The organism is Microbacterium sp. NC79 (assembly GCF_019061125.1).
GTDB lineage: Bacteria > Actinomycetota > Actinomycetes > Actinomycetales > Microbacteriaceae > Microbacterium.
The window spans coordinates 175,766-200,907 of record NZ_JAHQYI010000002.1 but is presented as its reverse complement, the minus strand read 5'-3'; the positions used below and the strand labels follow the sequence as shown (position 1 = coordinate 200,907).

The window sequence follows — 25,142 nt, the reverse complement described above, 5'->3', positions numbered from 1 at the left end:
ACTAGGCCCATGCACATGAACGTAGCGCTGACCGCGGCCGACGCCGCGCTCGATGACCTGCGCGCTGATGCTGACTTCGCGCACGCCGAGCACGGCGATGTGTACGCCACGAGCCTCATGCACTATCACGAGCGACTCTCAGAGCTGCTCGCGAAGGCGTTCACGCTGGTCGAGGCTTCGCACGATGCGACGATGAAAAAACGTGACCGCCTCGCTCACGAAGCGCACGCCAGCGACATTGCGAAGCACGTGCTCACCGACGTCACCGCCGTGCGCACGAACTTTGCCACCGTAGTTGCCCGTGGTTCCGTCTCCAAGCCCGGCGCTCGCGGCGTGGTTGAAGCAGCGATCGGCCAGAGTCTGAACAAGGCCGAGATTTGGTGGGATGGCCGCGTGCGGCTGGGTAAGCTCACGACGACCGACGTTGCCGCTCGCGACACGGCGACGTATCGTCCGTTTCCGACGTGGGTGCCGTGGACGGGAGGTGCCGTCGCCGCCGGTGCTGTCGGTCTTCAGGCGCTGTCGATTTTCTTCTAAATCGCCCGCCCGACAAGCCCGCCCACCTACGCGTCGACGCGAATGGTTCCGTAGCTCGTCTCTTCAGAGACAACCCGATTGAACGAATCGGTAATGATGGTGCGCAGCACGTCGAGGTTGTTTTTGTCGAGGTTCTTCAGGTACAGGCACGACTTGCCGACGGTGTGCGGACCAACCTGCGCGAGCTCGGCGACGTGGTCAGACGTGTCCATCAGATACACGCTCATCGACGCGGCGCGGGGCGAGAACGCGATCAGCGGCATGTCGCCGGAGCCGCCCGTCGGGTACTCATAGTGGCACGAGCCGAAGCCGACGATCGTTCCCCACATTTGGGGCTCACGGCCGGAGATATCGCGCATCATCTCGAGCAGGGTGAGGGCATCACGTTGACGAACGGCAGACGGAACCGCGGCGATGAACTCGTCGACGGAACCACCGGTCGGGTTCATGACTTCGCTTCCTTGGCTGCCGCCTTCATGGCGCGCTTGTGCTCGCGCACCAGGGTGAGGGACTCGGGGCTCACGATGTCGGCGACGCTGCGGTACGAGCCCTCGTCGCCATACGCGCCTACGGCCTCACGCCAACCCTCACCGGTGAAGCCGTACTGCTTACCGAGCAGCGCGAGGAAGATCTTGGCCTTCTGGTCGCCGAAACCGGGTAGGGCCTTCAGACGCTTGAGCACCTCGGGGCCGGTGGGGTTGCCGCGGGTCCAGAGGGCGGCAGCGTCGCCGTCCCAGTCTGAGACCAAAACCGAGCACAGCGTCTGCACGCGGGTGGCCATCGATCCCGGAAAACGGTGCACCGCCGGTGTCTCACTGAATGCCGCGTTAAACGCCTCAGGGTCGTACGACGCAATGTGCTCGGCCGTCAGAGCCCCGGTGCGCTGCTCGATCTTGAGCGGCCCGCTGAACGCCTGTTCCATCGCAACCTGCTGGTCAAGCAACATGCCGATCAGGAGGGCGAGCGGGTTTTCGGTGAGCAGTGTGTCAGCAGCCGGGTCATCCGTGATGTGCAGAGCCATGGTTCCAGTGTCGCACCGCGAGTGCCGTAAGTGGGAGGCTGGAGACGCTCGCCAAGCGAGGACGCGCAGAGCGTGAGCGGGTGGCGGGGCTCGGACCCGTCAAGATGCAACGGATCGTGTGACAGAAGTAAACCAGAGTGACGAATGAGGAAGGCTTTTCGTCATGCGTGATGCATTTTCACGCGACTCAGGCGGGAGCAGCACGTCTCCCTGCGCTCGCGGGGCGGCAGGGAGGATGGCAGGGGCATTACTCGCGGGGCGGGCGTGTGCGCATTAGGGTAAAGGAACTGCCGGGGGCTCATGAGGTGCCCGTCTGTCTTACCACTCGACGACGAATGGGTTCATGAGTACGACGCGTCTGATCCGACTGAGCCGATTGACGCGCGCCCGTACCTTCGCCCACGGCGCGCTCGCGGCGGGCGTGGGCCTGCTCATCGCCTTCGTGGTGTTTTTGGTGGCCACCCTCGGCGCGTGGATCACGGTCGACACGCACCGCGCGTTGGTGACGGCGATCGGAACCAGTGAGTCGGCGGTGCTGGTGCTGGAAACCCGGGTGGGTAAAGATCCGGCAGCGCAAGACGCTGAAGCTGAAGCGGTGATTACCCGCGCCCTCGGCACGAGCATTCACATTGAACGTGCGGCCGTCGAGGGTGATGACGCGCTCGTGCAGTACAAGATCACGCCAGATATCGACAAGCTCACTCCCGGCTCGGCGTCCCGCATGGCGTCAGGTATCGACACGATCGAAGACCGCTTCCGTCAGTCCACCGCCGCCGTTGGTGGTCTCACAATCAGCGGCGGTTTGGCGGCGACGATTTCCGATGCGGGTGCCGGCGCGGTGGCGAGCGCAGCAATCTCGCCGATCCCGCTCGCGATCATCGCGGTGCTTGGCTGGTTTGCGGTCATGGAACTCAGTCGAGCGTGGGGTCGCGCACGGGCCCGTGAAACGGCGCTTCTCACGGCGCGCGGTCTGTCACGCGGGCAGAAGATCATCCTGACCGCTGCCGAAGTCACCGCCATCACCCTCGCCGCCAGCCTTATCGGCTTTGCCTGCGCGATTGTCGTGACCTGGTTCCGTGCCGGTGAAGGAACCATCGGTGCGATCTCGGGCGGGCTTGGCCTCACTATCGGCACGATTGTCATCTTGGGGCTGACGGCCGCGGTTAGCGTGTCCCGCGCCGCCGAGAGCGAAGCGCGAATTTCGGCGCGAGCGGCGCGCTTCACGCAGGTTGCTTCTGTCGGGGCGCTGGGCGTGATCGTCTTTTCCGCTGGGCTTTCGGTGTGGCAACTGTTCGCGACCCGCGATGCGCCGGTGGATGGCACTTGGCGGGTGGCGTTGTCGTCACTCGCGCCGATTCTCACCCTCATTGCGGCGGCGCTCATCGCCGTGCTGCTCGCGGCACCACTCGCACGGATCATCGCCGCAATCGCGGGAAAGCGGCCGAAACTATCGCCCAGCCTCCCGGCGCGCAACGTCGCTCGACGCTTGCCCGCATACGCCACGGCCGTCGCCCTCGTCGTGATCACCGTGTCTGGTTCCGTCTTCGCCGCCAGCTACGTTTCAACCTGGGAGCGCGCATCCGAATCGGCCGCCGACCTCGGGGCGGGCGCTGATACGCGGGCACACATCGGGTTTGTGAAACCGGCCGATATGCGGGCCGCGACCGGCCTGGGCATTGCCGCTGCCGTGTACACCGCCAACGTTGAGGTGGGCGACGTCAGTGCCGAAATGCTCGCCATGTCACAAGACCAGCTTGCTGACGTCATCATCCCCATTCCCGGTCTCGTCGACCCGCAGAAACTGGCGGCGAGTGTGACGACGACCACGAATGCGCTCCCGGTTGCCGAGGGCGCGACCGAGGTGCAATTCACGGTCAATGCTGAGGGGCTCGAATTTCCCGTTGTGACGGCGACTGCTCAGCTGTGGGTCGCCGACGCACACGGTGTCGCGACGCTCGTGACACTCACCTTCGACGACATCGAAGAGAAGTCTCGCCGCCCCGACCCCAATGGCGGCTTTTACGGCGACCAGATTTCTGTGACCCTGACCGGGACCACGCTGTTGCCAACCAACACCACGAGAATTCTCAGCGTCGGGATGGCGGCGACAGATGGTGCCCGCTTCGACGGCACGATCGTCACCGTCTCGCAACCTCAGCTCGCCATCGGCACTGATGGCAACATGGTTCCGCTTGCTTTTGATCCTGCCGTCCCGAGCCTCGTTCTCGGTGGTTCCGTCGTGGCCGAAACCAGCAAGCCGTACGGTGTTTTTTGGAGTTCGCGCGCCGCGGCCCCCGTGATTCCCGCTGTGATGTCTGGGGCTTTTGCCCGCGAATTGAGCGTCGCTGTCGGTGATGAGGTAGAGCTGCGAGTCGCCGGAACCGGTCGCACTTTTACGACACAGGTGGCGGCAATTGTGGAGGCCATTCCGGGTGCGCATGACGCGCGGGCGGTTCTCGTTTCGCTGGATGCAGCCGTGGAATCTGCGGTGCCGATCGGAACATTTAAGGCAACGCCGTCGAGCCCGGCGGCACCGAATGAAATTTGGATCGCGGGCGCTGACCCCACGGAGGTCGCTACGGTGCTCGGTGCCGATGTTACGGTGCCGACCGACGTTGCCGCGATTGTCACGGGAGGACTCATCACGACGTGGTGGATCGCGCCCATCGGTGCCGCTCTGCTGGCAGCCATCGCCCTCATCGCGATGCTGGCGTCGCTGACCGCAACGCGGGCTGGCGAAGTTCTGATTCTGCGGGCCGTGGGTGTCGCCCCGCGCGCGCAGGCGCGAATGCGCATGGTGGAGGCCGCCACCGTGGTGCTGACATCGATTGTGCTTGGTGCGCTGGCCGGCTGGGCGATGAGTGCGCTCATCATTCCGGTCTTGGTCGGTGCTGCTGTTCCGGGTTCCCGCCAGCCCGTGCTTGCCGTGAACCCCACCATCGTCGGCATCGTCGTGGGAATCATCGTGGTGGCGTTTATCGGCGCAGCGATCGTCATCGCCGCGATGGTGCGAAAGCATGCCACCTCAACACGCACGGCGGAGGCAGCTGAATGAGCCTGTCACGTGGTCGACTGATCGGCACGCACTGGCGGTACGCGCCGGGCGCGAGCCTCGTGGTGGCGTTTATCGTCGCACTCCTCACCATCGCAATCACGGTGTTGCCACACGTTTTGTCATCGGTGCGTGAAGATACGCTCAGCGAACACCTCACCGAAATGTCGGTGACCAGCCGTGATCTCGGTGCCAGAACGGCTGACACCGGCCCACCCTCGTCGGGCGTTGCCGAGCGTCTGCCCATCGAGTATCGGGGGCAATGGGGTGGCATCGAAGACCGCATGCAAGACATCCGCAGGAACGCCCCGGCACACTTACGAGCCGCCATGCAAGAACCCCACTATGTGGCTATCGCGGGCAACATGGATCCGGCAATGGACCGACGCGTCTTCCTCGCGATGGATCCGTTTTACGACACGCATCTTGAACTCACCGAGGGTCGGCTCCCGGAGTTGGTGCCGACGCGCGGTGCGGTGCCCACGTTCGAAGTGATCGCCCCGGTGGCGACCGCCGAGGCTTTTGAGTGGGCAATCGGCCAGACCCGTGAAGTGCCCCTCGGCTCAGTGTTTGTGATCGATGAGAATGGGCAGCCGGTGGAGACCTCGCCTCCGCAGCTCACTCTCGTTGGCACCTACACGCCTGACAACGCATCCTCTTCGTATTGGTCGCAATTGGTTCCGCTCACCGGTCCGACGACGAATTACGATCCGTTCGGTCAACCGGCCGTTACCGGCTACTTCTTCGCTAATCCCGCTGTCGTCGCGCAGACGCGGCCGTGGGCTCCGGTGCCAACGACCTACTGGTTCCCGATCGACACGGCTCAAATCAGAGACGCAGATACCGTCGTGTTGCAGGGGGAGATCGACACCTTCATCGCCAAGTCGCACACCCTCAACGAGTTCTTCCCGTCGGGTTCGCGGTTTGAAACGAAACTGGGCCCGGTGCTGGAGCGGGTGTCAAACACCAACCATGCGTTCACGGCGCTCGCCCTGATCTTTGTGTCTGGGCCGATCGGGGTGGGCGCTGCCGTGCTCATTCTCGGTGCCCGCATGATCACCCAGCATCGTCGCAGCGCCTTCGCCCTCATGGACGCACGGGGTGCGAGCCCGACGCAGCGGCGCCTGCTGATGGCGGGGGAGGGCTTGATCGCCGCGGTCCCTGCCGCGATCATCGGCGTCGGCATCGGAATTGCCCTGACGCTCACGGTGTTCACGCGGTCAGGTGCGCCCCTCTTCTCCCCGCTGACGATCGTCTTACTGATCGCCGTCGCGCTCTTTCCCGCGGTGGCGCTCGCGGCATCTGCGCCTGGCGCCGAACGCGCCACGCGCGTGGACGATGCGACGCCCGCACGCACGCGCGTTTTCGTGGAGATGGCCGTCGTGATCCTCACCATCACCGCCACCCTCGCTTTCATCTCCCGTGGTTCCGGAACCCCGCAAACCGGGATCGATCCGCTTGCCACGATCACCCCGCTCCTGCTCACCGTGACGGCCGCGCTCATCACGCTGCGGCTGTATCCGCTTGTCATGCGTGCCGTGCACGGGCGCCTTCGCCGTGGCAACGGTTTCGTCGACTTCATTGGTTCGGCCCGCGCCGTGCGCGAAGCCTCGGCCGGGGCCGCTGCCCTTCTTGCCCTGCTCGTCGGTGTGTCAATCGCGGTGTCGTCAACCGTGGTGCTTTCCACGATCGACGCCAGTGCTCAGCGGATCGCCGAGATTCGCGCCGGTGCTGATCTCACCCTCAGCGTGCCGCGCTTCGCAGACGATGCCGCCGAGCGGGTGGCCGCTCTCGACGGAGTGAACGAAGTCGTGGCGGTGCGTAATGTGCCTAACGTCGCGGTCGTGGTGAACAACAAGACCACGCGCGTGCCGGTCTACGCGCTCGATTCCGAAGCATTCGAGCGTATCTCCCCGCATGCCGATGCGCTCATTCCCGACGGTTCCTCGCTGCGCGCTGATGGTTCCGTACCCGTCATCGCTTCGCAATCAGCGTCGCAACGCCTGGGCATTACGCTGGGGGATTTGACGATCGGCGGCACCCAGGAGAAAGTCACGGCCGACGTTATTGCTGTCGTCGAAGACACGGCCGGTTTCGCATCGATGGAGATCTGGATTCTTGTCGACGAAGAGTATCTCGACGACATCGTGCCGACTGCAGGCACCGTGTCAACGTTGCTCCTCGACCTCGATGACGTGGTTGATCCGGCAACGATCGTCGATGAGGTGCGAAGCGAAGTGGAACCATTTGTCTCGTGGATCACGCCAGCGTCGGCGCTTGACGAGGCAACGTCGGGTGCGACTACGGCGGGCCTGCGCGGAACGCTGTTGGCCGCGATTGGGCTGGTGGCGCTGCTGTGCGCTATCGCGATCGTGCTGACGCTCGTGTTGAACGCGCCTGCGCGTTCCCGCCTACTCGCACTGCTGAAAACGCTCGGCGCACCGCCCCGCTCCGGTGCCGGAATCGTGTCGTGGGAGCTGGTTCCGCTCTGCGTTGCCGCCGTCGCCGCAGGCACAGCGTTTGGCCTTGCGCTCCCGGTTTTGCTGTTTCAGGTGCTTGACCTGCGCTCGTTCTCGGGTGCAGACAGCGCCCCGGCGTACAGCGTTGATCCGCTGCTGCTGACCCTGTCACTGGGAGGCTTCCTCGTGGTTGCCGCCCTGTTTACCCTGTTGTCGCTGTTCTTCTCCCGCCGCGTGAAGGTGTCGAGCGTACTGCGAACCGTGGAGGAATCATGACCGAACTGACCGCTGAGCCCGACATTTTTTGCTCAGACCTGGTGCGCATCTTCGCGGTGAAGGGGCGCGATGGCAAAGCCGTCGAAGTGCAGGCGTTGCAGGGGCTGAACCTGCGCGTCGAGCAGGGCGAGCTGGTGGCGGTGGTTGGCGCCTCGGGCTCTGGCAAGAGCACGCTGCTATCGATTCTGTCGAGCCTCGACGCTCCCACCGCTGGTGTTGCCCGTGTGGCTGGGCGCGATCTGCTCACCATGACCCGGAAGCAACGCGTCGCGTTTCGTCGAGAAGACGTCGGGTTTGTATGGCAGCAGACATCGCGGAACCTGCTGCCGTACCTGACAGCGGCAGAGAACGTGGGCGCTGTGCTCGCGATCGTGGGCGAGCCGAAGGGCGCGAAAGAACGCTCGGCGCGTGTTGCGGAACTGTTCGATCTGCTGGAGATTTCCCACCTTGCCGACCGCAAGCCCACCGCTCTGTCTGGCGGTGAGCAGCAGCGGGTGGCGATCGCCTGCTCGATCGCACACACCCCGCGCGTCGTACTCGCCGACGAGCCGACCGGTGAGCTCGACGATGACACCAGTGTGCAGGTGTTGGAGGCGATGCGTTCGGTCAACCGTGAGCTGGGAGTCACGACCCTGATCGTGACGCACGACCCGACGGTGTCAGAGCACGTTGCTCGCACCGTGCAGATTCGTGACGGTCGCACGGCGACCGAAGTGCTGCGTTCCACGCGTGTCGACGAACACGGTGCCGAGCACGCCGTGGCCGAGGAGTACGCCGTGCTCGATAAGGTCGGTCGCCTGCAGCTGCCAGACGAGTTTGTGTCGTCACTCGACCTGCGCGAGCGCGTACGCCTGGCTCTGGAACCTGATCACGTTGGCGTCTGGCCCGGGCAGAAGACCGCGGGCGAAGAGGAGACCTTATGACTGTCTTGCTGCGGGCTCGCAACCTGACCCGCACCTATTCCTCAGCAGCCGGTGACGTGCACGCGTGTGTCGATGTGTCGCTCGAAGTGTCAGCCGGCGAACTCGTTGTCGTGCGCGGCCCCTCCGGTGCAGGTAAATCGACGCTGCTGAACCTGCTCGGCACCCTCGACAAGCCGACGAGCGGAACCATTGAGATTGATGGGCAGGAGGTGACAGCTCTCGCCGAAGATGCGCTGGCCGTCATCCGCCGCGACAATCTGGGCTTCATTTTTCAGTCGTTCGGCCTGGTTTCGATTCTCTCCGCGGCAGAAAACGTGGAGTTGCCTTTGCGTATCGCCGGCGTCGCGGCCGCCGAACGTGTCGAGCGCGTCGACGAGGCGCTGGCACGCGTTGGCCTAGAAAAACATGCAGAACAGCGTCCAAGCGAGCTTTCCGGCGGCCAGCAACAGCGTGTCGGTATCGCGCGAGCCATTGTGAGCCGCCCGCACATCCTGATCGCGGATGAGCCAACCGGCCAGCTCGACTCTCGTACGGCCGCCAGCATTATGGACCTGCTCTCCGTGCTCGCCCACGAGCAGGGACTCGCCGCCATCGTCTCCACGCACGATCCGCTCCTCGTCGCCCGCGCCGACCGCGTCATCGATATTCACGACGGACGCATCACGGCGGTTCATGATGCGAAGGCGCTCGCTTCGGAACCATCGGCTGAGCCGCAGACGGAAAGCGCTGAGCAAGCAGCTGCGGTGCCTGCCGCCGGTCTCGAAGAGCAACCCGAGGTTCCGGCCACCCCGCCGTTGACCCGCAAAGCGCTCAAGATTCAACGTGCGATGACGGGGGAGATTCCGATCATTCGCTTCGCTGACGCCGACGGCGGGTCCGAGAAGCCGGCAGGGGAGAGCACGCACGGCGGCTAATTCTCAGGCTCATGGGATGGGATCATAGGTACATGCCTGAAACCCCGGATCTCGCCGCAACCGCCCGTTCGCACACCGTGGGAATCATCGGTGGCGGTATCGGCGGGCTCATCGTTGCGTGGGAGTGCGCGAAGGTCGGAATGGCGGTGACCGTGTGGGACGCAGCAACCATCGGCGGTATGACTCGTCGCGTGGCTGTCGGCGGTTCGAACGTTGACATTGCGGCATCGACCATTGAACGTGGCGCGGCCGTTGACGAGGTGCTTGCCGCATTCGGTCTGACCGACCAGCTCGTCACGGCGGCCACGACCAGCAGGTGGCTGATGCAGCGAACACCGGTTGCGCTGCCCGCGAGCCCGGCGCTGGGGATTCCTGCGAACCCGTTCACCCCCGATGTGACCGGTGTCATTGGTTGGGGCGCCGCGTGGCGCGCGTACCTCGACCGACTCAAGCCGGTGCTCACCATCGGCAACGCCGAGAGCCTCGGCGAACTCGTGCGACAGCGGATGGGGGCGAAGATATGCGACAAGCTGGTCGCACCGCAGACGCGCGCGCAGTTGCACCTCGATCCAGAAGACGTGCTGATCGACGTTGCGCTGCCCGAACTTAACGGCGCGCTGACTCGTGCAGGCAGCCTCTCCGGTGGCGTGGGGCTGATGGATGTGACCGCACCGCCGCTCAGCCTGGATGCGGGCCTGGGCGCACTGACAAGCGCGCTGCGTGCCCGCATTGAAGAACTGGGTGGCGTCGTGCACGAGCACGCGCCCGTCTCGGGGGTGCAACCAACGGAAACGGGCTGGGCGGTCACCAGTATTCCCGCCAACACTGACGCCGTGGACGAGCAGTCAACCGAGACACACGTGCAGCATCTTGTGCTCGCAACCGACGCCCGCGCAGCGCACGCTCTGCTGGTTCCGCTTCTTCCGTCGCTGCCCGCCGATGTCTCGGCCGAGCAGACTGTCGTCGTTCTCGCGGTCACCGGTGTGACAGGCACGCGCGGCGCGGGCCTGTACGCGCGCGACGCATCCGACACCGTGCAGCGTATCGACCACGTCACAGCCCAGTGGCCACATGTCGCGTCTGACGCTGGCCACGACTTTTTCCGTGTGACACTCACGGGGCACGGCGTCGGCGATGCGGTTGAGCTCGCTGCCACCGCGATCAGCGAGGCCTACGGCGCATCTGCCGTTGTGGTCGACGCTGTTGTCGAGCGTTTTGTGCGGGCGCAGTCCCGTGCAGCCCGCACGCATGCCGACCGTACCAGTGCGATTCGCACCCAGATTTCCGCCCTGCCGCAGCTGGATGCTGTCGGCGCGTGGGTCGCCGGTGACAGCGTGCGCGATGTCATCACTGATGCGATGGCGACAGCCGAAGTAATCCGTCGTCGGGCACTCTTTTCTGTGTAAGACATGGATGCCAGAAGTGGCATATAGGGCTACGCTGAGTCGCGTACCTGCAAATTTCGCCACACAAGGGGGACCAATGAAGGGCAAAATCGGACTCGTCATCGGGCTCACAGCCGGATACGTGCTCGGCGCACGCGCTGGCCGCGAGCGTTACAACCAGATCGCGAAGTTTGCGTCTTCGGTGTGGCACACCGCTCCCGTGCAAAAGCAGGTCGACAAGGCGAAGGGCTTCGCAAAGTCCTCGGCACTTGCCCTGCCCGGTGCTATTTGGGACACCGCGGTGAAGGTGACGAAGGCTGCGTCGTCGCCGAAGACGGCTGGCGAGAAGCTGGACGCTGCGATCTCCGAGACCAAGAAGGCGGGACCGACCGTGTCACGAGCCGCCGAGAAGTCGGCTGAAGCGATCAGCGATGCCGCCGAAGACCTCATCGAAAAGGTCACTGATGCAAAGCCGGCGCCCAAGAAAACCTCACGCGGCAACAAGAAGGCTTAACTGTGTCGAATCCCTCTGGCTTCCGCGACCGTTCGAAAGACGGGCTCCTCACTCTCGTTGGTGAGGTTCCGGAGCTTGTCAAAAACCTCGTTGTCGCCGAAGTTAACTCCGCAAAGCAATGGGTTGCCAAGGTTTCGAAGGACGCAGGCATTGGTGCCGTGTGGTTCGTTATCGCCCTCTTCTTCCTGTTCTGGACGGTGCCGGCATTTGCCGCCTTCGTGATCGTGGGGCTGTCGAGCTGGTGGCCATGGTGGGTCTCGACCCTCGTCGTGTTCGCCCTGATGCTGGTGCTTGTCGCCGTGTTTGCGGTGCTTGGCATCATGCGGATGAAGCGGCTGACCAAGGTCGAAGATCCCGTAACCGCCGTCAAAACCGATGCTCGCATGGTGAAGGAGATTGCAGATGAGCTCTGACACGAACATTCCCCGCACCGCGGTGCCCTATGGCATTACCGATCCGGTAGAAGCGGCTCGCGCCGAGTTGAAGGCTGCGCTGAGCGCTATTGAAGAAAAAGTCAACGTGCCCAAGCAAGTGGGTAAGGCGACGACGAAAGCCAAGGCTTATGCCGAGCGCAAGCCCGGCGTCGCCGTTGCCGCCGTTGTCGGCATCGCGATTGCAACGGGCGCTCTCGTGTGGGCAATCGCGCGGTCGCTTTCTCGCTAACAGCCCATTCCCCGGTGTCGATGGAGGCAATATCGCTTCCCGACATCGGGGATTTTGCATCTACCGGGCACTCAGGAAGCAACCGCGTAGACCCAGGTAAGCGCTTGCATGTTGCCTCGAAGTTCCAGAATCAGGAATCAGGGGTATATTCGAGGGAACAGGCAGTGGCAATGGAGCGGATACTGCCAGCGGTATAGTTCCAAAAAACCCCTGAGGACGACCGCTTTTCCTTGGGAATTGCAATCGCTTTTCCCACCGATGCCTGAGAGTTGCCATGAATTTTCCGAGTGAAGAGAACCACAAGCCATTAGGCGGTTGGCGAGTTCTCGTTCCGCGTGGAGGCCCCTGGGGTGACGGCGTTGCCGCATCACTGCGCGAACAGGGCGCCGTGCCTGTTGTTGCACCACTGATTAACTTCGCCGCGACGACCGACCCCGAAGCCCTCGACGACGCACTTGAGCGCCTCGGCAATGGCGAGTTTGACTGGCTGACCGTTACGAGCGCGACAACGGTCGACGTCCTGTACGCGCAGCGCGCGGTGATTCCTGCCAAGACCAAGGTCGCGGCTGTTGGTGAGACCACGGCAGCTGCCCTCCAGGCCGCCGGCCTCAAGGTCGACCTCGTTCCCGAAAAAGACAACTCGGCAGCCGGCATGGCTGAAGAGATGATCGCCCTCGAGCAGGCCGCCCCGCGTCGCGTTTTGTCATTGCGCAGCGAGATCGCCAAACCCGTGCTGAGCAAGGCGCTTGAGGCTGCCGGCCACGATGTGTCAAGCGTCGTTGCCTACCGCACCGTTGGCGTGCCCGTCACCGAGCGCATCATGCGCGACGTTGTCAGCGGCCGCATCAACGCGATCCTGGTGACCAGCGGTTCCGTCGCAGTGCAGGTGCACGAACAGTTCACCGACATTCCGGCCGGAACCATTGTTGCTGCCATCGGGCCGCGTACCGCGAAGGATGCTCGCAAGGTCGGCCTTGACGTTGACGTGATCGCTGATCGCCAGACGGTGGGGGCGCTGATCGAAGCCGTTTCGCGCTTCCCGTTGCCGCACGCGGCAGACGAACTACAGCCCTGACGTTCTAGTCCTGCGCTGGCGGCGGATCGATCCGATAGCGGCGGTCTGAAGCGGTTGTGGGCGGCTCGAGGCGGAATGCGCGGGCCGCGGCTCGCGTTCGCGTTCCCAACGTCGGCCAGTCGCGCACCTGCACCAGTTGACGCGCCGACGTCACGGTGCGGCGCACGGTGGTTCCGGGATCAAGAACAGCGGCACCTGTCGGCACGCGGTTCGCGAAAAACTCGTCAGTAGCGTCGACGCTCAGCGCAGCGGCACTCTGCGCGACCAGCACCGTGGTTCCGTTGTCTTCAGCGTTCGTCACCACGCCGAGGGGCACCGTCGCAGCCTCCACGAGCAACGCCGTGAGCTCGTGCCCATCAAGGGCTGGCAACACGGCCCTGACGAGCGCCACATGGCCGTGTGTGGCCGCAACGGCCGCCCATGCGTCTGCGGGGGCCAGCGAGCGTGCAATCGTGACAGCAACCTTCGTGCTGATCGTTTCCAGCTCTGATGTGTTGTCGTTCTCATCGGTCACGACCACGATGTGCGCGACAGCGGTGCTATCGGCGATTGCGGCGACGGTATCGAGTGCGATCGAGCGCGTCAGGGCGTGCGCATCCGCGCCGAGACGCGAGGAATTCTCGGCAAGACGCAGAAAAGGTACGACGACGCTCCAGTGTGCTGACATGCCCCACAGTCTGTCATTTCTTGGCCGTGCAAAGGTGCAACGGATCGGGGCATTGTTGCCGAGCTGTGAACATTGGTGGGGGACTCGCGTGGCAGACTGGTTGGCATGGTCACGCTGTTGCTGGATTCTGCGAACCTTGAGGTTGGGTTGTCAGCCTCGGAGCGTCTGGTGAGCCTGCAGAAGCAGAACGTGCGTGTGCGACGTAGCGATATCACCAAGGTGCAGCTGACCGATGACCTGTGGACGTGGTTGCGCGGGGTGCGAAGCCCCGGCACTTTTGTGCCTGGCGTCGTGGCCGCAGGAACCTGGCGTTCCGTTGCGGGCGCAGATTTTGTGATGGTGCGCGGGCGCAAGAAGCCCGGGGTTGTCATTGACCTCGGGCACGAGGCGCCGTTTCAGCGACTCGTGCTCTCAACCCAGCACGGACTCGCCCTGGTGAAGGCGCTGCGTCTCGACGGCGAGGTGGAGCTGAACGACGTCGTGACGTTGACCTCGCCGATCCCGACGATCAAGCCTCAGCACGCGCCCAAGCCCGCAACCGCCTAGTCCGGTTCTTACGGGGCGCTTCGTCTCGTTACGCTCGCCCAACGACCGGCGTGGAAGCCGCGTTAGTCGACGTCGCGCCGCCACGTGGTGATCGCGCCGATCGCGGTCAGCACGACGGCGTAGACCGCGAGAATCACGGCACCAACCCACCACTGCTGTGTTTCGCCCGCGGCACCGAGCATGACGTAGAAGTTTGAGCCGGTGAGTGTGTCAGAGGCGGCACTCGGGAGGTAACGAGCCACCGGTTCGATTGCGGGCACGAACGCTGCCGCGGTGCGGAGGAGGGGTTCAACCAGCTGAGTGAATACCAGGGCGATGACGATGGCGGCGACCTGGTTACGCACGATGCTGCCCAAACCGAGACCGACCCAGGTCCACAGCACAAATGCCAGGATCATGCGGCCCATCATGGCGAGGTTGTCGTTGCTGGTGAGTGCCGGGTCTTGGCCGGTTGCCGCGAAGACCGCGGCGGCAGAGCCGACTGTCGCGATGACCGCGATGATGCCGAGCCCGGCACCGACGACGGCACCGGTGACGATCTTTGCGAACAGCACTGTGGTGCGCTTCGGGGTTGCAAGGAACGTCGGAACCAGAGTTTGGTGGCGGAACTCGCCGGCCACGAGAAGGACGCCGAGCAGGATCGGAAAAATGTATCCGATGTTGACGGCGAGACCGTACACGAGTGACGGTGCGGCAGCGCCCAGGAGCGCGGCATCGGGAACGTCGTCCAACGCGCCAGACTGGGCCAAACCGATCGCGGCAGCGAAGCCTCCGGCAAGGAACACCAGGGAAGCTGCGGTGATGAGGGCGAGGACCCACCACGCCGACGTGGTGAAGTATTTGGTGAATTCAGAACGGGTCGCAGAACCGATGCTCATTCCGCGGTACCGCCTTCCTGTGACGTGGCGGAGTCAGAATCGTCAGACTCAGAACTGGGGGAGGGGTGCAGGCCGACGGAGCGGAAGAACTCGTCGGCAGCGTCGTCTGCGGGCGTGCGGTCGGTTCGACGCTCCCACGCTGCGCGCTCATCAAACGCGGACAGCAAAGCGTCGTCGTCTGCATCAGTGGCCTCTGAGTCTTCGACTGACTCTGCTGACTTGTCTGCCGGTTCCGCGGCGAACACCGGAATCGACGCCGTGAAGGTGTGCGGCTCCGTCGTGCTCACCGTGATGATGCTGGTGGCAACGGTGTCGGCCGAACCCTCGTCGACGTAGGCATCGGGGTCGTCATCGGGGTCGTGTGACACCGGAATGTCGGTAACGCCCTCGTGCTCAAGGAGCGCGACGAACGGGTTCTCGGTGGTCCAGGACTCTGGATCCATGGCCTCGGCGATAGCCTCGGCAACGGTGGGGTCCACCGGGGCGACCGCCTCGGGTGCCTCAGCGGCAGATGCCGGCTCTGCAAATGCGTGCTCTTCAGCTTCGTCTGCAGTCTCCTGCGCGCTGGCCTCGGGCGCTTCCGCAGCGTCGTCTTCGGTGAGGGGTTCAGCCACGTCCGGGACGTCTGCCGCATCGGCAATCGTGATCGGCTCCGTGCGCGGCGCCCACGGCGAGAGAATCGGAGCCCAGGCGGAAGCCGGAACATCGTCATCTTCTGGCGCGCCATGTGCCGGTGCGCCGAAGGTGTCGTGTGCCGACTCATCGCCCTGGAGGAGGTCATCGAAGGATGCCGCTACGGTCTCGCCGTCGAATTCTGCGTCGAATTCGGCGTCGCTGTCGGACTCGCTGTCGCCCTTGGATTCGGAGTCGCTGTCGGCTTCGCTGTCGGCTTCGCTGTTGGCTTCGCTGTCGCTGTCGCTGTCGCTGTCGCTGTCCGTGTTGCCGTTGGACTCGCTGTCGCTGCTGGTGTCGGTCTCGCCCACGTTCTCTGTGGCGGCCGATTCAGCGTTGTTCGAGTCGGTGTCGTTTGATTCAGCGTCGTTCGAGTCGGGGTCGTTCGATTCAGCGTCGTTCGACTCGGTGTCGTTTGACGAGGTGTCGTTCGAGTCGGTGTCGTTTGACGAGGCGTCGATCGATTCCGTGTCGATGGTTCCGGCAGCCGCTACCCATGCCGATGCCGGGTTTGGCGCATCGTCCGTTTCGGAGCCCTCAGAACCAGCGTCAGAGTCCGACGCTTCGGAGCCGGAGGCTACGTCGTCGTCCTCGTCGTCATCATCGTCGTCGTCATCGTCGTCGTCATCGTCGTCGTCGTCGTCGTCGTCATCGTCCGATTCGACGTCTTCCTCGTTCGAGGCGTCCGAGTCCTTGTCGCTCTCGGCCGCGTCTTCGCCTGAATCGTCATCGTCGTCGTCCGAGTCCGAGTCGTCGTCGTCCGAGGCTTGGTCGTCATCGTCCGAGTCTTCGTCGGAGTCGTCGGTGGAGTCAACGGCGGCTTCGGAGGAGCTATCCGAGTCATCGTCCGAATCGCTGTCGTCCGAGGCTTCGTTGTCGTCGTTCGAGTCCTCGTGGGCGTTTTCGTCCGAGGCGCCATCGGGATAGTCGGCGTTGTCGTCGGCGTCTGCGGCTTCGTCTGCAGCAGCGGCGGCCTCGGAGCTATCCGAGTCTTCGTGGGAGTCGCTGCCGTCGGAATCGGCTGCGTCGGGCTCGTCAGCGACGGCTGCGGCCTCGTCTTCGCTGCCAGACTCACTCAGCTCGGGATCCGTCGTGTCGGTCTCGGACGCCTCGTCAGCGTAAGCAATCGCAACGGCGGCGATCGCGGCACCGGCAGCGGCGGGAGCGATTGCGGCCGCGTCTACCTCGACATCGGCTTCCGCATCGTCCTCAGCCGCAGGCTCCGCGGCAACCGCGTCGGTGCCGTCCGTGGCAACAGCGTCCGGGCCGTCCGCACCTACTGCGTCTGCGGGTTCGCCAGCGCCCCCTGCCAGCGCAGCGGCAGGTTCCGTGGCCTCGGTTGTCTCATCCGTCACCGTTTCAGCGACCGGGGTCGCCAACTCAGCCACCGGTTCCGCCACCGGCTCGTGCACGCGGGCGCCACTGACCAGGTCAAGGAAGATCTCCTCAATCGACGGGCCGCGCTTTCCGAGTGCCGAGAGCGTGACGCCAGCTGCCGCAGCGGCGGCGCCGATCTCGGCGGTCGTCGCACCGCGCACCGTGAGGCCGGATCGCAAAACCTCCGCATGCAACCCCGCGTCGCGGAGGGCGGCGGCCAGGGCGCCGCGGTTGGGTGAATCCACCGTGACGGTGTCGGTCGCATCGATCGCGATGAGGTCGCCGAAGTCGCCATCGAAGACCTTCTTGCCCTCGGCGATGATGATGATCGAGTCAGCCATCTGCTGAACTTCGCTGAGCATGTGGCTCGAGACGAAGACGGTGCGGCCCTCGCGCGCGCGATCGCGCAGGAAGGATCGCATCCACTTGATGCCTTCAGGGTCGAGGCCGTTGGACGGCTCATCGAGCACCAGAACCCCGGGGTCGCCGAGAAGCGCAGTCGCCAGGCTCAGACGCTGGCGCATACCGAGGGAGAAACCACCGACCTTGCGGTTCGCAGCGGCGGTGAGGTCGACCTGGCCGAGCACCTCATCGATGCGCGTGAGCGGTACGCCGCCGGCGATCGCGTAAACCTTGAGGTGGTTCGCCGCAGTACGACCCGGGTGGAACGTGTTCGCCTCGAGAGCGCCACCGATCGTCTGCAACGGGTGCTTCAAATCGCGGTAGACGGAACCACCGATCGTGGCCGTGCCGCTGGTGGCGTTTGCAAGCCCCAGAAGAATGCGGAGGGTGGTCGTTTTTCCAGCGCCGTTGGGTCCAAGAAAACCGGTGATCCGACCGGGCTCAACGCGAGCCGAAAAGTCGGAAACCGCAGCGACTTTGCCGTACTGCTTGGTGACGCCAGAGAATTCCAGCACCTGGCCATCAGACATGCGTGGGCCTCTCTATCCGGGGATGATCTGTCTATCCTCTCGGAAATTGCCCCCATTTGTCTCTTCGGCACCAGAATTCTCTCGAACCGTGGGAGGTAACCTGGGACTCGTGACCGATATCAACCTCACTGATGAGCACGTTCTGGTGTCTGCGCGCGGCGGTCTTGGCCGCATCACGCTCAACCGTCCACGTGCGCTGAACGCGCTCTCACTCGACATGATTGTCGCTATTACGCGGGTGCTGAACGCTTGGCGTGATGACACGGATATCGAAACCGTTGTCATCGACTCATCAGACCCGCGCGGGCTGTGCGCTGGCGGTGACGTTCGTGCGCTTCGGGAAGCAATCATTGCAGGTAAGCGTGAGGAAGCCGCGGGCTTCTTCCGGGCTGAGTATGCGATGAACGCCGCGATTGCCGAGTACCCCAAGCCAATCGTCGCGATTGCTGACGGCATCACAATGGGCGGTGGTATCGGCATCGCCGGTCACGCTTCACACCGAATCGTCACCGAGACCTCCAAGCTCGCGATGCCCGAGACGCGCATTGGATTTACCCCCGATGTCGGCGGCACCTGGCTACTGGCGCAGGCCCCCGGCCGCTTCGGTGAGTACCTTGGCCTCACCGGCGCGACGATGAATGCGGCCGACGCGATCGCGACGGGCTTTGCCGACTACTTTGTACCGGCTGCGCGCGTTGCTTCCCTCATTGACGCGCTTGAGACGCGCGCCGATCCGAGTACGGTGACCGAGCTCATTCTGCTGTTCGATGAGACGGCGGAACCATCACCACTGCTGATGCAAAAGGAGTGGATTGACGACGCCTTCGGTCGGGCATCGGTGGCGGAGATCGCCGAGCGCCTCGACGAGCTGAGTGCCGATCCTGAGGTGGGTGCGGCCGCGGCCGCCGCGCAGCAGTTGCTGACGGAAATGTCACCGACATCGCTGGCCGTCACGCTGGCATCGGTGCGTCAAGCGCGCACTCTCGATGGCGTACACGCCGTGCTCGCGCAAGAATTTAACCTCGCCGATTGGCTGTGGAGCGTGTCAAACGACATGGTCGAAGGCATCCGAGCGCAGCTTGTCGACAAAGACCGCAATCCGCAATTTTCTCCCGCGACGATTGCCGAGGTTCCGGCCGACACCGGCGCTCGCGCCCTCGCGCACCGCGCTGAGACCCCTCTTTGGAATTAATCACGGTGTTCGATAGTCCCCTTTCTGCTTCGGCTTACGAAATTTTGCAGGTTGCCGTCACGGCGACCGAGGAAGAGCTTCGCCGTGCCTATCGCGTGCGTTTGCGGCATACACATCCAGACACCGGCGGCGATGCTGCACAGTTTGTGCTGGTGCAACGCGCGTGGGAGCTGGTAGGCACCGCGCAAGCGCGGGCTGCCTACGATCGGGGCCACGGCTTCGGAACCGCGGCGCCTCACGTGCAGGACTTCGCTGGATTTCGGGCACAGGCAGCGCCATCGACGACGCGGCCAGGGCCCCGTACCTACGGCCAGCCTGGGGGTCGCAACCGCGAGCGGTACCTCGCGGGTATCCGCGAGTTCGCCGGTCGCGGCGTACAGCTTTTCGACCCGTACGACCCGGCACTCGTGCGCTCGGCCCCGCGTGAGCTGAAGCAGCTCCTTGCTGACGCTCTTGCCGAGGAGACAACCGCTCGCGTGCTCAGCGAATTGGGCATGGGATACACGCTGTGGCACGACGTCGCGGTCCCGACCCGTAGTGGGCATGCGCTGATTATCGACCACATCGTGCTGGGCCCGAGCGGCCTGTACGCGGTGGCATCGGAGGACTACGGAACCGCGGTGCGGTTTAAGCGTTCCGAAGTGATTGGTGACGGGGTTCCGTCCGCGCCCATTGCGACCCTCGTGGGGGCTGCGCGCACTCTCGGTCGGGTTGCTGGCGTTCGTTTTGGTGGTGCCATGCTGGTGCTGCCAGACGAAGACCTCCCCGAGACGATCACCGAACTGGGGCGCGTGAAGTCGCTCCCGGTCGCGGTGGTCTCCCCACAGACGCTCACGACCATGCTGAGGCGCGGCGTGACGGGCGTGCCCGATATCGGTGGCAACGAGATCTTTGACGTGCGCACGCGCCTCCAGCGCACCGTGCAGTTCGCGTAACTCGCAGGCAAACGCGGCCGGTGTGCCAGGTGTGCTGCGTGTAGACGCGAGCCTGCCGCACCGTCGATACGAGCCCGAACTCAACGCGACTCCGAACTCAGGTGATCCCGCCCCGGTACGAGCCCGAACCCAGCGTGATCCCGACTCAGTGCGAGTCCGAGCCCAGCGCGAGCCCGCGCGATTTTTTAGTGCGCGCCGACCGAGTCCAGTTCGTCGCCGTCGCGTACCCAGTAGTCAATTTCGGCAACGTGTTGCTCGATGAGCTCTGACGCTCTGGCGGCATCACCGGTGGCGATGGCCTCGACGATCGCTTCGTGCTCATGAACGGTGCGCGCCACGGTCGCCTGTGCCAGAGGCTCAGCCGTTGCCCGGTCAAAAAGCGGGCGGGCAATGAGGCTTGTGACGAGAGCAGTGAGATAGCGATTGCCTGCAATGCCACACAGCACGCGGTGAAACTGCGCGCCGTGGGCAAGGTAGTCCGCAGCTTGAGCGATTTCGTCAACCGTTTTCAGCTCATCGCGCAACGCCTGGATTTCTTCTGCCGTGGCGGTGCGAGCGGCCTCGGCAGCGGCATGACTCTCCAACACCCGCCGGATGTGGAACATTTCGCGCAGGGCGCGGTCATCGTGCATATCGGTGACGAACGCCAGTGAGGTTAACAGGATGTCAGGCTCGAGACTAGTCACGTATGTTCCACCGCCATGCCGAACGTCGAGCACGCCGAGAAAAGCGAGTGCCTTGACAGCTTCGCGTAGCGAGTTTCGAGAGATGCCTAATTGCTCGCCAAGTTCATGCTCCGGTGGAAGTCGATCTCCGGGATTCCACACTCCGGAGACGATTCTCGCCTTGATCATGGCAATGGCGTCATCTGTGAGTGCCATGCCACCAGAGTACGGCTTTCACAACCAACCGCCTATTTGCCGCGATTCGCGCGTACCGAGGGTGAGCGCCTAGCGTTGAGGATGACACCCTGGAGGAACCATGAAGCTACTTGTTGCCGCCGCCGAATCTGAACTGCAGGCATTCCCGTCGCACATTGATGGCTACGAAATTTTGGTCACTGGCATTGGCAAGTTGCGCGCAGCTGTTCGCCTCACCCAGGCGCTGGAGAGGGCGACCTACGAAGAAATTCTGGTTGTCGGAACTGCGGGCTGTGTCGACGAGGCGCTGATGGCTGGTGTGCATGACATTTCCCGAGCATTGCAACACGACGTGCAAAACCTCGAAGGCGTCGTCGGCGAGCACGTCACGCTTCCCGCCATCGTCGACCTTGAGCGCGAGGGCCTCACGATCGCAACAGGCGACAGCTTCGTTGATGATGCCGCTGTTGTCGCGACGGTGCGCGGCTTGGGTGCCTCGCTCATTGACATGGAGTCCTACGCGTTTGCGTGGGTCGCGAAGGAATATGGCGTTCCGCTTCGCATCGTGCGCGTCGTCTCAGACAAGGCAGAAGACGGCGCGACTGAGTTGTGGGACGAAGTCGTCGCTCGATGCAGCGCGCAACTGTGGGAGTGGATGCAGGACGAGTACGGCGTCTCTGCCTGACCTACAAACAAAAGAACGCCCCGTCGGCAAAGCCTGACGGAGCGTTCTTCGTTTTACGGGTTACAGCGCGACGATGTTCGCAGCCTGCATGCCCTTGGGGCCCTGCTCGGCGTCGAATTCGACTTTCTGTCCTTCGCGCAGCTCCTTAAAGCCTGAACCGGCGATTGCGCTGTAGTGCGCAAAGAGGTCTGCGGATCCGTCATCGGGAGCGATGAAGCCGTAGCCCTTTTCGCCGTTGAACCATTTCACGGTGCCAGTGGCCATCGTGTCTTTCCTTTGTTATGCCGACCGCTTGTGCGGTCACTATCATCTTCTCACCATTTTGCGTGCTTTTGCACGCAAATTTGGACGAGATCTTCTCCGAGCGTGCTGCACAGCGTCTTGTGCAAGGGCTCGGGTACGGAATCGGCCGAGGCGTTCGCCCCGGGAACCATGGGCAAAATAGCCCGCGGCGGGTGCGATGGCAATGAAGCCAGCGTATTCGCCTTCGTGGGTCGCCACGAAGACATCATCGTCGGCTTGAAGCCAACGGAAAGAGTCAAGCGCGGCATCGGCGCCGCTCACAGCAGACAAAATAACAACCTTCTGACGCACGCCAATGCGCGCGTAAAATCAATGGTTCCGGAAGCGGAACATGGACTGACGCTGCCTTCATTGGCCGTGCGTCGTGGAGTCAGGGGCGGGTGCGAGCCCGCGTGAACTCCTCAGCTTAGCAGACTGGCTTACAGTGCCGTTGCCAGGAGGAGTGTCATGTGCGCTTCGGATACGGCTTCAAGCTCATGTTTCACGCCAGCGGCGACATGGATGATCGCTCCTGCAGGCATTGACACTTCGTCACCTGCGATGCGGAATGTGATCAGGCCTTCGAGAACCTGCACGGTGAGCGGGGAGTTCGTCGAGTGCTCGCGCATGATCTGACCCTCGGCGAGGGTAAGGCGCACGATTGTCGTGCCTGGACCCTGAAAAATGCGCTTCATTTGCGGCCGGTCGGTCGAAGCGACGGGCTCGGCGAGCAGAGCCTCGCGGTCGGCGGAAACGAGCGTGTATGGCTGATCGGTCATGGCAAACCCCCCTGGTCTTGCCTCGACCATACCCCGGTGAATGGCGCCCTGGACGCGAATTGGCTCACCGCGAAATCGCGGCGAGCCAATGTCTGATGAAGCGATGTACTACTTGACGATCGCGATACCCGTCGCGTCTGCGGCCTGGCTGAGCGAGCCGAGGTTCGTCACGTTGCTATAGCCGGCGTCTTGCATCAGCGTGACGGCTTGCCCGGCGCGGTTGCCCGACTTGCAGTAAACGACGTACTCGGCGTCGGGGTCGAGGGTCGGGATCGCCGCAGCGACATCGCCCGCATTCATATCGAGAAGCTGTGCGCCCTCGAGGTGCCCGGCGGTGTACTCAGAGGCCGTGCGGACGTCGAGGACGATCGTGTTGGTTCCGATTTCGATGGGGTCGGCAGCGGGCGCGCACGCGGTCAAGCCGAGCGTCAGCGCAAGGGCTGCGGCCATCAGGGTCATCAAGCGACGCATGAGCGCGGCCTAGCGGGAGAACAGGCGCTGGAAGAAACCGCCCTTGTCGGCCTTAGCCGCGGCGACCTCTGCGGCGGTGTGCTTGCCGTTGCACCACTGCGATGACGGAACGCCCGCCTTCACCATTGACACGTGCTGGCCGCAGCCAGCCCAGGTTGTCTTCGAGCAGGTCTTGCAGGGTACAGCGCGGCACATGGGGAGGACTCCTTGAAAGTGTGATTGATACCCCTGGGGGTATATCTAGGGTACCCCTGGGGGTATGGCGTGTGTCAAACGGAGAGCCTGGGAAAATCGTGCGAGTTGGGCATCGCCCCACGCGGCACGATGTGGTTTGTCTCGCCCTGTTCAGCGCCCGACATGCGGACGCTGAACTGGGATGGCGTCAGGAGCGCTCGACGGGGAGCCAGAGTCCGATCGTGGCCGTGGCGAAGTCGTCAGCGCGGTCAACAACCGCGACGATCGATGGGCCTGGGCGCAGGCGCCAGGGATTCGACGGAAACCATTCCGCGGCCGAAGCAGCGTATGTCTCCTGCACCGTCGCGGGGTAGGGGCCAGACGCACGCAAAACAGCCCACGTTCCAGCAGGAACGTCGATCGCGTCAAGATCGCGGGGGATGGGCGTCGATTCGGTGACAGCGACGCCATGCCGGTAAGCGAGGAGAACATCCGGCGCAAGTGATACTCGGTCGTTGCCAGTTCACGGGGGACAGCTGAGATATCGAGTTCGCTCGACATGTCTGTCTCGACGCTATCCAGCAGGTGGTTGAGTTGCGTGATCATGCGGGCTCCCTTCGCTCTCAAGCTTGTGCGCTTTCTGCGCCGCGCACCCGATGGTTCCGGTTCGATTCCATCGGATCTCGTCCGCCCAAGAGGCGGATGCGTGTGTCGCGTGGTGGTAGGTGAGATGATCCCTGTGTGGATGGGCATCAGAGTAAGGCGCTCACGCGTCGCGAAGTGCGAGCGACGCGATTCGCCGTCGCTGCATTTGTTATTGGTGGGATTCTGGCGCTGATTTTAGCCGCCGGGCGGCATATGCCCATCGGCGGCCCGGAATCACTGGGCTCACTTGCCGGCTGGATTACGGGCGGGCTCTCGGCAATCGCCTACGCCGGCGCGTATCTTCTGCCAGGCGGAGGAGCCAGCGCACCCGCGCTGCGGTGGCGACTGGAGGTTCCGCTCGCGAAGCGAATCTTCGATGTTCTCGCGCTGACCGTGGCAATGGGCATGCTCAACTATCTGCTTGTGATGGCGATCGCCGCCGTGTTTCAGATGGGCTTTCGCGGGCTCCTTATCGATCCGATCGGTGGCGCCGTACTTGTCGGCTTCGCCGCCGCCGCGCTGACATACGTCGCCGCCCTTGCCGGCGGCAACGTCACGGGATCGTCAATCGCGTCGCTGGCTATTGCAGTGTTGTTGAGCGGAACCATTGCCAGCATGGTGAGTTCGCCAGACGAATCATGGTGGCAGCTGCACTTCTCGCAGTTGGGCAACACGGGCGGGGTGACCGGTTATCGCTTTAACCTCGCGCTCATCATCACGGGATTCGTGATTACGGTGATCGCGGGGTACGTCGGTCAAGCATTCACCAGCGGTGTTCGCCGTCGCGGATACGACCTCGGACGAAAGCCCCAGGTGCTCGCCTGGCTATTCACCGGCATCGGGCTGTGCATGGCGATGGTCGGGTTTGTGCCAGACGCGGTGAGCTTTGCGATTCACGTGGGTTCGGCGTCTGGCATGGTGGTGCTGTTCGGCGTCTTCGCCTATTGCGCGTTGCGATACATCCCTGACCTGCCGCGTGACCTCATTGTGTTTACCGCGATTGTCGTGATCGGCATTATTGTCGCGATCGTGCTGTGGGTGCCCATCGGGTACTACAACCTCACCGGCATGGAACTCGTCGCAGCCGGGCTCCTCTTCGCCTGGCTGCTCGTGTTCGTGCGCTCGGCCGAGGCTTACGGCGCGGGCGGCGCGGTCGACGGTGCGGGTGGCGCGGCAGAGGTTGCCCGCGCGGCGGGTGCGGAACCACGAGATGCGGGATGAGGCGCGG

At 63.8% G+C, this 25,142-nt stretch carries 25 protein-coding genes and 1 pseudogene; 15 read left to right on the top strand and 11 right to left on the bottom strand.

Annotated elements, in window-relative coordinates; all coding sequences use genetic code 11:
• Window positions 1-9 precede the first annotated feature (9 nt).
• A complete protein-coding gene (locus tag KTJ77_RS11205) occupies window positions 10-537 on the top strand; it encodes a hypothetical protein (RefSeq protein WP_217338627.1) in 528 nt (175 codons plus the stop codon).
• Between the two features lie 26 nt (window positions 538-563).
• Here KTJ77_RS11205 and KTJ77_RS11200 read toward each other — a convergent pair whose 3' ends face one another.
• Both KTJ77_RS11200 and KTJ77_RS11195 read right to left on the bottom strand, forming a co-directional pair.
• Window positions 564-986, bottom strand: coding sequence for a DUF1801 domain-containing protein (locus KTJ77_RS11200; RefSeq protein ID WP_217338626.1), 423 nt, complete (start codon window positions 984-986; stop codon window positions 564-566).
• Window positions 983-1,558: an HhH-GPD-type base excision DNA repair protein gene (locus KTJ77_RS11195; RefSeq protein ID WP_217338625.1), complete on the bottom strand. Its 576-nt coding sequence runs from the start codon at window positions 1,556-1,558 to the stop codon at window positions 983-985. The genes KTJ77_RS11200 and KTJ77_RS11195 overlap by 4 nt, the downstream gene beginning before the upstream one ends.
• Window positions 1,559-1,901: 343 nt before the next feature.
• On the opposite strand from KTJ77_RS11195, the gene KTJ77_RS11190 reads away from it, so the two are divergent.
• The 9 genes from KTJ77_RS11190 (at window position 1,902) to KTJ77_RS11150 (ending at window position 12,819) form a co-directional block, all read left to right on the top strand.
• Window positions 1,902-4,613, top strand: coding sequence for an FtsX-like permease family protein (locus KTJ77_RS11190; protein ID WP_217338624.1), 2,712 nt, complete (start codon window positions 1,902-1,904; stop codon window positions 4,611-4,613).
• On the top strand, window positions 4,610-7,345 hold the full coding sequence (locus tag KTJ77_RS11185; RefSeq protein ID WP_217338623.1) for an ABC transporter permease: 2,736 nt from the start codon (window positions 4,610-4,612) through the stop codon (window positions 7,343-7,345). The genes KTJ77_RS11190 and KTJ77_RS11185 overlap by 4 nt, the downstream gene beginning before the upstream one ends.
• A complete protein-coding gene (locus KTJ77_RS11180) occupies window positions 7,342-8,268 on the top strand; it encodes an ABC transporter ATP-binding protein (RefSeq protein WP_217338622.1) in 927 nt (308 codons plus the stop codon). Before KTJ77_RS11185 ends, KTJ77_RS11180 begins: the two co-directional genes overlap by 4 nt.
• Window positions 8,265-9,182 carry an ABC transporter ATP-binding protein gene (locus KTJ77_RS11175; protein WP_217338621.1) on the top strand — a complete coding sequence of 306 codons (918 nt, stop codon included), beginning with the start codon at window positions 8,265-8,267 and terminating at the stop codon, window positions 9,180-9,182. Before KTJ77_RS11180 ends, KTJ77_RS11175 begins: the two co-directional genes overlap by 4 nt.
• Before the next feature lie 32 nt (window positions 9,183-9,214).
• Complete coding sequence (locus KTJ77_RS11170; protein ID WP_217338620.1) at window positions 9,215-10,588, top strand: NAD(P)/FAD-dependent oxidoreductase; 1,374 nt, start codon at window positions 9,215-9,217, stop codon at window positions 10,586-10,588.
• Between the two features lie 76 nt (window positions 10,589-10,664).
• On the top strand, window positions 10,665-11,081 hold the full coding sequence (locus tag KTJ77_RS11165) for a hypothetical protein (protein ID WP_217338619.1): 417 nt from the start codon (window positions 10,665-10,667) through the stop codon (window positions 11,079-11,081).
• A gap of 2 nt (window positions 11,082-11,083) precedes the next feature.
• Entirely contained in the window at window positions 11,084-11,494 is a 411-nt protein-coding gene (locus tag KTJ77_RS11160; RefSeq protein WP_217338618.1) for a phage holin family protein, read from the top strand.
• Complete coding sequence (locus KTJ77_RS11155) at window positions 11,484-11,744, top strand: hypothetical protein (RefSeq protein ID WP_217338617.1); 261 nt, start codon at window positions 11,484-11,486, stop codon at window positions 11,742-11,744. The genes KTJ77_RS11160 and KTJ77_RS11155 overlap by 11 nt, the downstream gene beginning before the upstream one ends.
• A gap of 274 nt (window positions 11,745-12,018) precedes the next feature.
• Complete coding sequence (locus tag KTJ77_RS11150) at window positions 12,019-12,819, top strand: uroporphyrinogen-III synthase (protein WP_217338616.1); 801 nt, start codon at window positions 12,019-12,021, stop codon at window positions 12,817-12,819.
• A gap of 4 nt (window positions 12,820-12,823) precedes the next feature.
• Here KTJ77_RS11150 and KTJ77_RS11145 read toward each other — a convergent pair whose 3' ends face one another.
• Complete coding sequence (locus KTJ77_RS11145) at window positions 12,824-13,486, bottom strand: hypothetical protein (RefSeq protein ID WP_217338615.1); 663 nt, start codon at window positions 13,484-13,486, stop codon at window positions 12,824-12,826.
• A gap of 105 nt (window positions 13,487-13,591) precedes the next feature.
• On the opposite strand from KTJ77_RS11145, the gene KTJ77_RS11140 reads away from it, so the two are divergent.
• Window positions 13,592-14,032 (top strand): hypothetical protein, encoded by a 441-nt coding sequence (locus KTJ77_RS11140; RefSeq protein WP_217338614.1) that lies wholly within the window; start codon window positions 13,592-13,594, stop codon window positions 14,030-14,032.
• A 62-nt stretch (window positions 14,033-14,094) separates the two neighbouring features.
• Here the strand turns inward: KTJ77_RS11140 and KTJ77_RS11135 are convergent, their stop codons facing one another.
• Both KTJ77_RS11135 and KTJ77_RS11130 read right to left on the bottom strand, forming a co-directional pair.
• A complete protein-coding gene (locus tag KTJ77_RS11135) occupies window positions 14,095-14,910 on the bottom strand; it encodes an ABC transporter permease subunit (RefSeq protein WP_217338613.1) in 816 nt (271 codons plus the stop codon).
• The gene (locus tag KTJ77_RS11130; protein ID WP_217338612.1) at window positions 14,907-17,891 is read right to left on the bottom strand and encodes an ATP-binding cassette domain-containing protein; all 2,985 of its coding nucleotides are present in this window, start codon (window positions 17,889-17,891) and stop codon (window positions 14,907-14,909) included. The genes KTJ77_RS11135 and KTJ77_RS11130 overlap by 4 nt, the downstream gene beginning before the upstream one ends.
• Before the next feature lie 109 nt (window positions 17,892-18,000).
• On the opposite strand from KTJ77_RS11130, the gene KTJ77_RS11125 reads away from it, so the two are divergent.
• On the top strand, window positions 18,001-19,083 hold the full coding sequence (locus KTJ77_RS11125; RefSeq protein ID WP_367948910.1) for an enoyl-CoA hydratase/isomerase family protein: 1,083 nt from the start codon (window positions 18,001-18,003) through the stop codon (window positions 19,081-19,083).
• A 5-nt stretch (window positions 19,084-19,088) separates the two neighbouring features.
• Window positions 19,089-20,018: a DnaJ domain-containing protein gene (locus KTJ77_RS11120; protein ID WP_217338610.1), complete on the top strand. Its 930-nt coding sequence runs from the start codon at window positions 19,089-19,091 to the stop codon at window positions 20,016-20,018.
• 185 nt (window positions 20,019-20,203) lie between these two features.
• Here the strand turns inward: KTJ77_RS11120 and KTJ77_RS11115 are convergent, their stop codons facing one another.
• Window positions 20,204-20,899 (bottom strand): FadR/GntR family transcriptional regulator, encoded by a 696-nt coding sequence (locus KTJ77_RS11115; protein ID WP_217338609.1) that lies wholly within the window; start codon window positions 20,897-20,899, stop codon window positions 20,204-20,206.
• Window positions 20,900-20,999: 100 nt separating this feature from the next.
• On the opposite strand from KTJ77_RS11115, the gene KTJ77_RS11110 reads away from it, so the two are divergent.
• Window positions 21,000-21,563 carry a nucleosidase gene (locus KTJ77_RS11110; RefSeq protein ID WP_217338608.1) on the top strand — a complete coding sequence of 188 codons (564 nt, stop codon included), beginning with the start codon at window positions 21,000-21,002 and terminating at the stop codon, window positions 21,561-21,563.
• A 60-nt stretch (window positions 21,564-21,623) separates the two neighbouring features.
• Here KTJ77_RS11110 and KTJ77_RS11105 read toward each other — a convergent pair whose 3' ends face one another.
• The 5 genes and pseudogenes from KTJ77_RS11105 to KTJ77_RS11085 all read right to left on the bottom strand — a co-directional run.
• A complete protein-coding gene (locus tag KTJ77_RS11105; RefSeq protein WP_217338607.1) occupies window positions 21,624-21,827 on the bottom strand; it encodes a cold-shock protein in 204 nt (67 codons plus the stop codon).
• Window positions 21,828-22,285: 458 nt separating this feature from the next.
• Window positions 22,286-22,624, bottom strand: a complete 339-nt coding sequence (locus KTJ77_RS11100) for a cupin domain-containing protein (RefSeq protein ID WP_217338606.1) — start codon at window positions 22,622-22,624, stop codon at window positions 22,286-22,288.
• A 108-nt stretch (window positions 22,625-22,732) separates the two neighbouring features.
• The gene (locus KTJ77_RS11095; RefSeq protein ID WP_217338605.1) at window positions 22,733-23,095 is read right to left on the bottom strand and encodes a rhodanese-like domain-containing protein; all 363 of its coding nucleotides are present in this window, start codon (window positions 23,093-23,095) and stop codon (window positions 22,733-22,735) included.
• 9 nt (window positions 23,096-23,104) lie between these two features.
• Window positions 23,105-23,290, bottom strand: coding sequence for a hypothetical protein (locus tag KTJ77_RS11090; protein ID WP_217338604.1), 186 nt, complete (start codon window positions 23,288-23,290; stop codon window positions 23,105-23,107).
• A gap of 187 nt (window positions 23,291-23,477) precedes the next feature.
• Window positions 23,478-23,753: pseudogene (locus KTJ77_RS11085) on the bottom strand (GyrI-like domain-containing protein); the annotation flags it as partial.
• 257 nt (window positions 23,754-24,010) lie between these two features.
• On the opposite strand from KTJ77_RS11085, the gene KTJ77_RS13460 reads away from it, so the two are divergent.
• Window positions 24,011-25,135, top strand: a complete 1,125-nt coding sequence (locus tag KTJ77_RS13460; protein WP_217338603.1) for a DUF998 domain-containing protein — start codon at window positions 24,011-24,013, stop codon at window positions 25,133-25,135.
• Window positions 25,136-25,142 lie beyond the last annotated feature (7 nt).